General features: G+C 66.9%; 10 protein-coding genes. 3 read left to right on the top strand and 7 right to left on the bottom strand.

Annotated features, from left to right (window positions below; genetic code table 11):
* The 5 genes from PMI14_RS06285 to cyoA all read right to left on the bottom strand — a co-directional run.
* The coding region (locus PMI14_RS06285; RefSeq protein ID WP_081497277.1) for an SURF1 family protein at positions 1–680 on the bottom strand (680 nt) is incomplete at its 3' end.
* A 122-nt stretch (positions 681–802) separates the two neighbouring features.
* Positions 803–1,246: a cytochrome o ubiquinol oxidase subunit IV gene (gene cyoD / locus PMI14_RS06280; RefSeq protein WP_007851386.1), complete on the bottom strand. Its 444-nt coding sequence runs from the start codon at positions 1,244–1,246 to the stop codon at positions 803–805.
* A gap of 1 nt (position 1,247) precedes the next feature.
* On the bottom strand, positions 1,248–1,907 hold the full coding sequence (cyoC, locus tag PMI14_RS06275; protein ID WP_007851384.1) for a cytochrome o ubiquinol oxidase subunit III: 660 nt from the start codon (positions 1,905–1,907) through the stop codon (positions 1,248–1,250).
* Positions 1,900–3,909 carry a cytochrome o ubiquinol oxidase subunit I gene (gene cyoB / locus PMI14_RS06270; RefSeq protein ID WP_035202614.1) on the bottom strand — a complete coding sequence of 670 codons (2,010 nt, stop codon included), beginning with the start codon at positions 3,907–3,909 and terminating at the stop codon, positions 1,900–1,902. Before cyoB ends, cyoC begins: the two co-directional genes overlap by 8 nt.
* A gap of 24 nt (positions 3,910–3,933) precedes the next feature.
* Entirely contained in the window at positions 3,934–4,998 is a 1,065-nt protein-coding gene (cyoA, locus tag PMI14_RS06265) for a ubiquinol oxidase subunit II (protein ID WP_007851379.1), read from the bottom strand.
* Positions 4,999–5,277: 279 nt separating this feature from the next.
* Between cyoA and PMI14_RS06260 the strand changes: the two genes are divergently transcribed.
* Positions 5,278–6,618, top strand: coding sequence for an MFS transporter (locus PMI14_RS06260; RefSeq protein ID WP_007851377.1), 1,341 nt, complete (start codon positions 5,278–5,280; stop codon positions 6,616–6,618).
* Between the two features lie 254 nt (positions 6,619–6,872).
* On the opposite strand, the gene PMI14_RS06255 is transcribed toward PMI14_RS06260, so the two are convergent.
* A complete protein-coding gene (locus tag PMI14_RS06255) occupies positions 6,873–7,856 on the bottom strand; it encodes an aldo/keto reductase (RefSeq protein WP_007851375.1) in 984 nt (327 codons plus the stop codon).
* Between the two features lie 78 nt (positions 7,857–7,934).
* Between PMI14_RS06255 and PMI14_RS06250 the strand changes: the two genes are divergently transcribed.
* On the top strand, positions 7,935–8,330 hold the full coding sequence (locus PMI14_RS06250) for a MerR family transcriptional regulator (protein WP_007851373.1): 396 nt from the start codon (positions 7,935–7,937) through the stop codon (positions 8,328–8,330).
* A 34-nt stretch (positions 8,331–8,364) separates the two neighbouring features.
* Here PMI14_RS06250 and PMI14_RS06245 read toward each other — a convergent pair whose 3' ends face one another.
* On the bottom strand, positions 8,365–9,294 hold the full coding sequence (locus PMI14_RS06245) for a LysR family transcriptional regulator (RefSeq protein WP_007851370.1): 930 nt from the start codon (positions 9,292–9,294) through the stop codon (positions 8,365–8,367).
* Positions 9,295–9,396: 102 nt separating this feature from the next.
* Here PMI14_RS06245 and PMI14_RS06240 point away from each other — a divergent pair.
* Positions 9,397–9,815: dihydrodipicolinate synthase family protein (locus tag PMI14_RS06240; RefSeq protein ID WP_007851368.1), on the top strand; the 419-nt coding region annotated here is incomplete at its 3' end.

Raw genomic sequence — 9,815 nt, 5'->3', positions numbered from 1 at the left:
GCCCCCGCCGTGGTGGCGGCGGTGCCGGCCACTTCCACCGCTTCGGCGGTCGGGTTGGCCACGCCGCGCTGGGGCAGGCCGGCGTCGATGAAGAAGGGCGCGGCGCGGGGCAGTTGCAGCGCCTGGGCGATGGCCGCCACGTCGCGCGAGAACCAGCGCTGGGCGGCGGGGTCGTTGCTGCGCAGAAAGCCGCCCTTGGGCTCGGTGATGCGGATGAGGCCTTGCACGGTGGCGGGGGTGGCATCGTCGGTCTTGCCTGCCCATTGCGCGCGCTGGTCCTGGGGGATGAAGCCGCGGTTGACCAGCACCTGGGTGCCGTCGGCCTGCTGCAGTGCGCTCAGCACCCAAAAGCCCGAGCCCAGGGCCGTGACGGCCTGGGTGAGCACGGTCTTGCCGGGCAGCCACTGGCCGGTGAGGGCCACGGGCAGGTATTCATGCGTGTCGGCCGTGATGCCGGGCCACTCGCTGGCCGGGGGCAGGGCCACGGGGGCGGCGTGCACGCGCTGGTCCACGCGCTCGATGAGGTCGAGCTTCCACACCCGCCGCTGCACCTGCCAGGTGCCCAGGGCCACAAAGCCCAGGAACAGGGCGATGCCTACTACCAGCAGCAGGGCGCGGCGCAGGCGCCGCGAGGCTGTAGGGGCGGCAGGGGCCGTAGGGGCTGTAGGGGTTGCGGTCATCATCCGGGATTCCTTTGCTTGCTCGATGGCACGGGCCCCAAAACAGGTGCGGCCGCTGGGAGCGGCCGCTTTGCAAGGGTTGCTGCGGCCCCGCCGTGTTGGCGTCGGGGCGCATGCGCACGTCAGGGCGTGTGGTGGCCTGCGGCGCCGCCTTCGGTGTGGGTGGGCGGGGTCGGCGTGGGGTGGTCGGGCATCATGTTGGCGTTCATGTGGAACATGACCCAGAGCGTGCCGCTGATGGCAATGGCCACGAAGACCACGGTGAAGATGGTGGACAGCAGCGTCCAGCCGCCCTCGACCTTGCCGTTCATGTGCAGGAAGCAGACCATGTGCACCAGGATCTGCACCACCGCGAAGCCGCCGAGCACGAGCACGGCGGTGTTACGGTCGGCGATCACCTTGGCCATGACCAGCCAGAACGGGATGGCGGTGAGGATGATGGACAGCACGAAGCCGACCATGTAGCCCGAGAAGCTGCTGTGCGGCCCCACGTCGCCATGGTGGTCGTCGTGGTGGTGGTCGTCATGGCCGTGGCCAGCGTTGGCGGTGTGTTGTGCGGCGCCCATGTCAAAGCACTCCCATCAGGTACACGAAGGTGAAGACGCCGATCCAGACGACGTCCAAGAAGTGCCAGAACATCGACAGGCACATCAGGCGGCGCTTGTTCTCGTGGATCAGGCCGTGTTTCTTGATCTGCAGCATCAGCACCACCAGCCAGATCAGGCCGAAGGTGACGTGCAGGCCGTGGGTGCCGACCAGCGTGAAGAAGGCCGACAAAAAGGCGCTGCGCTGCGGGCCCGCGCCCTGGTGGATCAGATGGTGGAACTCGTACAGCTCCAGCGCCAGGAAGCCCAGGCCGAACAGGCCGGTGATGGCCAGCCAGGCGAGCGTGCCGCCCACTTTGTTCTGCTGCTTTTGCAGCATGGCAAAGCCGAAGGTGATGGACGACGCCAGCAGGAAGGCGGTGTTGATGGCCACCAGCGGCAGATCGAACAGCTGCGCGCCGGTGGGACCGGCGGCGTAGCTGCGGCCCAGCACGCCGTAGGTGGCGAACAGCGCAGCGAAGATGAGGCAGTCGCTCATCAGGTAGAGCCAGAACCCCAGGGCGGTGCCGTTCTCGGGGTGGGGCTCGTGCGCCAGGTGGTACTCGCGGCGCGCCAGCGTGGCGGCCGTGGGGCCACCTGCCGTGATGGCGGCGGCGGCTTGGTTGTAGGTGATATCAGACATGGCTGGCACGCAGTTGTTGGGTACGCAGGTTCTCGGTCTCCGTCACTTGTGCGGCGGGGATGTAGAAGTCACGCTTGTAGTTGAACGTGTGGATGATGGACACCAGCACCACGCCCGCGAAGGACAGGCCGGCCAGCAGCCACATGTGCCAGATGAGGGCGAAGCCCAGCACCAGCGACAGGGCCGAGATGATCACGCCCGCGCCGGTGTTGGCCGGCATGTGGATGGGCTGGAAGCCGGTGAGCGGGCGCGCATAGGCGTGCTTCTTCATGTCCCACCAGGCATCGATCTCGTACACCTTGGGGGTGAAGGCGAAGTTGTAGTCCGGCGGGGGCGAGGAGGTGGCCCACTCCAGCGTGCGGGCGTCCCACGGGTCGCCGGTATGGTCGCGCAGTTGGTCGCGCTTGAGGTAGCTCACCACGATCTGGATCAGCAGGCAGCCGATGCCCAGGGCGATCAGGCCGGCGCCGATGGCGGCGATGACGAACCAGATCTGCAGCGAGGGGTCTTCGAAGTGGTTGGCACGGCGCGTGACGCCCATCAGGCCCAGGATGTACAGCGGCATGAAGGCCACGTAGAAGCCCACCACCCACAGCCAGAAGGAGCACAGGCCCCAGAAACGGTCGAGCTTGTAGCCGAAGGCCTTGGGGTACCAGTAGTTGATGCCGGCGAACAGGCCGAACAGCACGCCGCCGATGATCACGTTGTGGAAGTGGGCGATCAGGAACAGGCTGTTGTGCAGCACGAAGTCGGCCGGGGGCACAGCCAGCAGCACGCCGGTCATGCCGCCGATGGCGAAGGTGACCATGAAGGCCAGGGTCCACAGCATGGGCAGCTCGAAGCGGATGCGGCCCTTGTACATGGTGAACAGCCAGTTGAAGATCTTCGCGCCCGTGGGGATCGAGATGATCATCGTGGTGATGCCGAAGAAGGTGTTCACGCTGGCGCCGGAGCCCATGGTGAAGAAGTGGTGCAGCCACACCAGGTACGACAGGATGGTGATCACTACCGTGGCGTACACCATGGAGGTGTAGCCGAACAGGCGCTTCTTGCAGAACGTGGCCACCACTTCGGAGAAGATGCCGAAGCAGGGCAGGATCAGGATGTAGACCTCGGGGTGGCCCCAGATCCAGATCAGGTTCACGTACAGCATGGCGTTGCCGCCCAGGTCGTTGGTGAAGAAGTTGGTGCCGGCGTAGCGGTCCAGCGACATCAGCACCAGCGCGGCGGTGAGCACCGGGAACGAGGCCACGATGAGTGCGTTGGTGCACAGGGCCGTCCACGTGAAGATGGGCATGCGCATGAGGTTCATGCCGGGTGCGCGCATCTTGATGATGGTGACGATCAGGTTGATGCCCGAGAGCGTGGTGCCCACCCCGGCGATCTGCAGCGCCCAGATGTAGTAATCCAGCCCCACCCCCGGGTTCTGCGCCCCCAGGTTGGACAGCGCCAGCCAGCCCGCGGTGGAGAACTCACCCAGGAACAGCGACACCATCACCAGGATGGCACCGGCGGTGGTCATCCAGAAGCTGAAGTTGTTCAGGAACGGGAAGGACACGTCGCGCGCACCGATCTGCAGCGGCACGAGGTAGTTCATGAGGCCCGTGACCAGCGGCATCGCCACGAAGAAGATCATGATCACGCCGTGGGCGGTGAAGATCTGGTCGTAGTGGTGCGGCGGCAGGTAGCCCATGTTGTCGCCAAAGGCCATGGCCTGCTGCAGGCGCATCATGAGCGCGTCGGCAAAGCCGCGCAGCAGCATGACCACGCCCAGGATCATGTACATGATGCCGATCTTCTTGTGGTCGATGCTGCAGATCCAGTCGCGCCACAGGGTGCCCCACAGGCGGAACTTGGTGATGGCGGCCAGCACGGCCAAGCCGCCCAGCACGACACCGATGAAGGTGATCAGCACGATGGGCTCGTGCGCCATGGGTATCGAGTCCCAGGTGATTCGGCCCAGGGCCCAATGCGGTTCGGTTACAACGGGTGAGGTGGACATGTTCGTCAGTCTCTTAGGCGCGGATCATTGGCGGGAAAGGGTGCGGTCGTGGACCGTGGCGTGGCGCGCTTCGAGTGCGGCCACGATCTGGCCGGCGTTGTCGATGGTGCACACGTCCTGGGGCAGGTTCAGGCCCATGGCCTTCATGTAGGCCTCGCCACCGCGCTCGTCGATGGACATCATGTGGTGCATGCACATCTTGCCTTCTTCGACGCAGCGGTTGAGCACCTTGTCGTAGAGGCCGGTTTCCACGCTGGCAAAGCGCTGCACGGGGTCGCGCTCGCTGGGCTTGACGAGGTTCAGGTAGGTGGTCTTGTCCAGCGCCTTGCCTTCGGTCTTGGCCTTGGCCACCCACTGCTCGAAGTCGCCCTGGCTCAGGCCGTGGAACTTGAAGGTCATGCCCGAGAAGCCCGAGCCGCTGTAGTGCGAGGCGATGCCGGGGTACACGCCCGGCTTGTTGATCACGGCGTTGAGCTCGGTCTGCATGCCCGGCATGGCGTAGATCATGCCGGCCAGGTCGGCCACGTAGAAGGCATTCATCGTGGACGTGGCCGTGAGCTTGAACAGGATGGGGCGGTCCACCGGGGCGGCCAGCTCGTTCACCGTGGCAATGCCCTGTTCGGGGTAGAAGAACAGCCACTTCCAGTCCATGGCCACGACCTGCACCACCATGGGGGTGGCCTGGGCTTCGAGCGGCTTGGTGGCGGAGATGCGGTCCAGCGGGCGGTAGGGGTCGAGCTTGTGGGTGCCGATCCAGGTCAGCGCGCCCAGCGCGATGATGATCAACAGGGGCACGGTCCAGATCACCAGCTCCAGCGTGGTGGAGTGGTGCCAGTCGGGGTCGTAGTCCTCTTCGGTGTTGGCGGTGTTGCTCTGGCGGTACTTCCAGGCGAACCACAGCGTGAGGGCGATCACCGGGACGATGATGATCAGCATCAGCAAGGTGGCCTGCACGACCATGTGGCCTTGCTGCGAGGCGATGTCGCCTGCGGGGTTGAGGACGACGGCCTTGCTGCAGCCGGCGAGGCTGGTGGCGGTGGCCGCCAACGCAAGCCATGCCGGCCCGCGAAGTTGGGGAAGTTTGAACATGTGATGGGCCCAACAAAGGCGTTTAGGGGTAAACGCGAATGACAATTTGCCGCTCAATGTAATAGAGCAGCCAAATTTGTCCATTGGACATTTTGTCCAAGGTCAAGTTTTTGCCCCTTTTTGGGGCAGCCAGCGAACACACTGCCAGTACCGAAATCCCTGCAGAGACAGCCTATGGGCATTTGTCCTGCGAGAACGTGGGTGAAACCGCCCTTGTCGGGCCGCTCTGCTGGGTGTAAAACGTGGGTGTATCAGTTACACAACAAAGGAGCCCTGTTCATGAGCAGTCCCGCCTCTGCGATCTACCCGGCGAATGGCTTTGAAGAAGGCCACGCTTCCCTCTCCCGCGCGGACACCCATGAAGACGTCACCCCCAGCGAAATTGCCGTGGGCGTGATCATCGGACGCTCGTCCGAGTATTTCGACTTCTTCGTTTTCGGGATCGCCTGCGTGCTGGTGTTCCCGTCGTTCCTGTTCCCCTTCATGTCGCGCCTGGACGGCACGCTGGCCGCCTTTGCGCTGCTGGCCGTGGCCTTCGTGGTGCGGCCCATCGGCACCGCCATCTCCATGGCCATCCAGCGGCGCTGGGGGCGGGGCACCAAGCTGACCATTGCGCTGTTCCTGCTGGGCGTGTGCACGGTGGGCATGGCCTTTTTGCCGGGCTACAAGGACCTGGGCACCACCGCCATCGTGGCGCTGCTGATCCTGCGCATCGGCCAGGGCCTGGCGCTGGGCGGCTCGTGGGACGGCCTGCCGTCGCTGCTGGCGATGTCGGTGCCCAAGCACCGCCGCGGCTGGTACGCCATGATCGGCCAGCTGGGCGCGCCCGTGGGCTTCGTGCTCGCGGCCGGCCTGTTTGCCTACCTGTACGCCAACCTGTCGGTGCAGGAGTTCCTGGCCTGGGGCTGGCGCTACCCGTTCTTCGTGGCCTTTGCCGTGAACGTGGTGGCCTTGTTCGCCCGCCTGCGCCTGGTGGTGGGCCAGTCGTACACCGAGCTGCTGCAGGACCGTGAGCTGCAACCCGTGCCCGTGCACGAGGTGATGCGCGACGAAGGCAGCAACGTGCTGCTGGGCGCGTTTGCGGCGCTGGCCAGCTTTGCGCTGTTCCACCTGGTCACCGTGTTCCCGCTGTCGTGGATCACTCTCTACACGGACCAGCCCGTGACCCAGATCCTGGGCGTGCAGATCGTCGGCGCCTTCCTGGCGGCCGGGGCCATCATGGTCTCGGGCTGGCTGTCGGACCACCTGGGCCGGCGCAAGCTGCTGGGCGGCATGGCGGTGCTGATCGGGGTGTTCAGCTTCATGGCGCCGGTGCTGCTGAACAGCGGCGAAGTGGGCAGCACCATGTTCCTGCTGCTGGGATTTGTGCTGCTGGGCCTGTCGTACGGCCAGGCATCGGGCACGGTGACGGCCAATTTCTCGCCCAAGAACCGCTACACCGGAGCCGCCCTGTCGGCCGACCTGGCCTGGATCATCGGCGCGGCCTTTGCCCCGCTGGTGGCGCTGGGCCTGTCGGCCCAGTTTGGCCTGCTGGCCGTGACGGTGTACCTGCTGTCGGGCGTGGCCTGCACCCTGGGCGCCCTGAACTTGAACCGCCGCATGGAGCGGCGCGACCGATAGGAGCGGCTAACAAAACTCTTCTGGCGTCGTTGCTGCGTCTTGTCGTACTACTGTACTGCCTGCGACGCAGCGCCTGGCCAGAACCGCTGCGCTGAGTTTTGTTCTCCGCGCTTAGGTAGTTCTACAAGAGAGAGCGAGGGGCGGGCCTGTTGATAACAAGGCACGGCCCTGTAGAGAAGCGATGCAAGAACCCGGTGGCTGCCTTGGCGGCCACCGGGTTTTTTGTTGTGCGCAACACAACAACCGGCGGGGTTTCAGACCGCCACGCCCTGCACGGCGCTGGCCAGAGGCTCCAGGGCCGCCATTTCTGCGGATGTGAGTGCGATGGAGGCGGCCGCCACGTTCTGCTGCAGCCGGGAGGGCTTGCGGGTGCCGGGGATCGGCACGGCGGTGGCGCCCAGCAGGCGCGCCTGCGTGTGCAGCCAGGCCAGCGCCAGCTGCGCCGCCGACAGCCCGCGGGCGGCGGCCAATTGCTCGACCTGGGCCACGAGGCGGGCGTTGGCCGCCTGGTTGTCTGCCGCAAAGCGCGGAAAGTTCCTGCGGGCGTCGTCGGCGCCCAGTTGGCCGGCAAAGCTGCCGCTGGTGAGCAGCCCGCGCCCCAGCGGGGCATAGGGCACGATGGCGATCCCCAGCGCCACGGCGCATGGCAGCACCTCGCGCTCGATCTGGCGGCTGAACAGCGACCACTCGGACTGCAGTGCCGCGATGGGATGGATGGCGTGCGCCGCGCGCAGTTCGTCGGCCGTCACCTCGCACAACCCGAGCGCGCGGACCTTGCCGGCGCGCACCAGGTCGGCCATGGCGCCGATGGAGTCGGCCAGCGGCACCTCCTGGCTGCGCCGGTGCATGTAGTACAGGTCGATGGTGTCGACCCCCAGGCGCTGCAGCGAGCGCTCTGCCGCGGCGCGGATGTAGGCGGGCCGGTTGTCCAGGCTCCAGTCGCCGGGGTTGTCTGCGGTGCGGGTGTAGCCGAACTTGGTGGCGATGACGGCGCGGCCCCGGTGCGCCCGCAAGAAGGGGGCGAGAAAGCTTTCGTTGGCGCCCAGGCCGTACATGTCGGCGGTGTCCAGCAGGGTGGCGCCCAGGTCCATCGCCTGCGCCAGCGTGGCCTGCGACTGCGCTGCATCGGCGGCGCCATAGAACTCGCTCATGCCCATGCAGCCCAGGCCCTGGGCCCCGACCATGGGGCCGGAGCGGCCGAGTTGAACCTGTGCGAGGGCGGGGTGCTTGTGTGCCATGGAGAACGATCCGTAAAAAGATGAACAAGCGCCCTGTTATAAGTATGGACCATGGTCCAAGGTCAAGCCGCCAACCCAATGCTGATTTCCGAATTCGCCCGGGCCGCCGGCCTGCCGCAGGACACGGTCCGGTTCTATGTGAAGAAGGGCCTGATCACCCCGCGGCGTGGGCAGCTGGGCGGCTCCAGCGCCTACCAGACCTTCACCGAGGACGACTTGGTGGCGGTGCGCATGGTTCGCCTGCAGCAGTCGCTGGGCTATTCGCTGGGCGAGATTGCGGCGCTCAACGAGGAATACCGCCGGGGTGCGCGCTCCAGGGCGCGGACGGTCGAGGTGCTGCGCACGCAGATCGAGCGGCTGGAGGACAAGAAGGGCCAGCTGGAAGGCGCGCTGGCCTTTCTGCGCGACAAGCTGGAATGGATCGAGGCGGGCAAGCCCGCGGGTGCGCCCCGGATCGGCGACTACCGGTGCTGAGGCGGCCGGTGCCTGCCGGGGCGCGCAAGAGGTTCTAGCCGGCAGGGATCGGCGGGTGCGCCGATGCCTGTGCCACAGCAGCGAAAGCCCCCACCACCACCTCCCGCACGGTGTTCGCCACCTCGTGCCGGCTCTCCCTGCGCCAGGCAAGGTGCAGTTCGGCATGCAGGCCCGCCGGGTCGCGCAGCGGCCGGAACGCGACATTCGCATAGCCCAGCCGCATGGCCGATTGGGGCACGAGCGCGACGCCCCAGCCCGCATCGACCAGCGCCAGGATCGAATGGGTGTGGCTGAGCGTGAGCACGGTGTCTGGCGCCACGCCCTCGGCGCGCAGGCGGCCGGCGATCAGCTCGTAGATGTAGCGTGTTTCCGACGGGCAGAACTCGATGAAGGGCTGGCCCTGCAGCGCCGCCAGCGGCATCGGCCCGCCCTGGGCCAGCGGATGGCTGGCGGGCGCGGCCAGCACCAGGGGCTCCTGCAGCAGCGGGGCCGAAGCGGCGAAGCTGCGCGGTGCGAAGGGCCGTACGATGCCCAGGTCGAGCCGGTCGCCGGCCAGGGCTTCGAGCTGGTCCACGCTCTGCATCTCGCGCAGCACCACGTGCACGTCGGGCAGGCCGGCGCGGATCGCGCCGAGCACCCGGGGCAGGAGGGCGAAGCTGGACGCTGCGATGAAACCCAGCGTCACGCTGCCGGCATCGGCGCGCATGGCCCGGCGCGCCGCCAGAGTGGCGGCCTGGCTGCGGCGCAGGATGTCTTCGGCCTCGCGCAGGAAGGTGGCGCCCGCGGGCGTGAGGCGCACCGCACCGCCCGCGCGCTCGAGCAGGCGCACCCCGACCTCGTGCTCCAGCAGCTGGATCTGGCGCGTGAGCGGGGGCTGCGTCATGTTGACCAGGGCGGCAGCGCGGCCGAAGTGCAGTTCGGTGGCGACGGCCACGAAGCAGCGCAATTGGGAGAGCTGGAACACGATCTATTTCTTGAATGGCGCCATCGCCTGTTTGGATTGGACACTGCCTGGGTGGCTTTTTACAGTGGATCCCATTGTTTAACTGTATCCAGGAGCTGCATTGTGAGTTCATTCCAGGGGCCGGCGCTGCGCAGCGCACTCGGCGGTATTTCGGGCATTCTGGTCACGCCGTTTGGTGCCGATGGCGCGGTGACCGCCGCGCCGCTGCGCCCGGTGGTGGACCGCGCCGTGCAGGCCGGCGTGCAGGTGCTGGTGGCCAATGGCAACACCAGCGAGTTCTATGGCCTGGAGGCCGGGGAGGCCGAGCAGGCGGTGCAGTTCGCCGCCGAGTGCGTGGGCGGGCGCGTGCCGCTGCTGGCCGGCGTGGGCCGCAGCGTGGGCGAGGCCTGCCGCCTGGCCCGTGTCTCGCGCGATGTGGGGGCCGATGCGCTGATGGTGCACCAGCCGCCAGATCCCTTTGTTTCGCCGCGTGGCGTGGTGGCCTATGTGCAGCGCATCGCCGAGGCGGGCGGCGGGCTGCC

Origin of the sequence: Acidovorax sp. CF316 (assembly GCF_000276605.1) — a bacterium.
GTDB lineage: Bacteria > Pseudomonadota > Gammaproteobacteria > Burkholderiales > Burkholderiaceae_C > Acidovorax.
Note: the sequence above shows the minus strand (reverse complement) of the source record. Positions and strands in the feature narration are given on the sequence as shown.

What these genes read in the sequence shown, in the direction of transcription:
- cyoA (WP_007851379.1), bottom strand. Translation starts at nt 4,998, where the DNA reads ATGTTCAAACTTCCCCAACTTCGCGGGCCGGCATGGCTTGCGTTGGCG.
- PMI14_RS06255 (WP_007851375.1), bottom strand. Translation starts at nt 7,856, where the DNA reads ATGGCACACAAGCACCCCGCCCTCGCACAGGTTCAACTCGGCCGCTCC.
- PMI14_RS06260 (WP_007851377.1), top strand. Translation starts at nt 5,278, where the DNA reads ATGAGCAGTCCCGCCTCTGCGATCTACCCGGCGAATGGCTTTGAAGAA.
- PMI14_RS06250 (WP_007851373.1), top strand. Translation starts at nt 7,935, where the DNA reads ATGCTGATTTCCGAATTCGCCCGGGCCGCCGGCCTGCCGCAGGACACG.
- cyoC (WP_007851384.1), bottom strand. Translation starts at nt 1,907, where the DNA reads ATGTCTGATATCACCTACAACCAAGCCGCCGCCGCCATCACGGCAGGT.
- cyoB (WP_035202614.1), bottom strand. Translation starts at nt 3,909, where the DNA reads ATGTCCACCTCACCCGTTGTAACCGAACCGCATTGGGCCCTGGGCCGA.
- cyoD (WP_007851386.1), bottom strand. Translation starts at nt 1,246, where the DNA reads ATGGGCGCCGCACAACACACCGCCAACGCTGGCCACGGCCATGACGAC.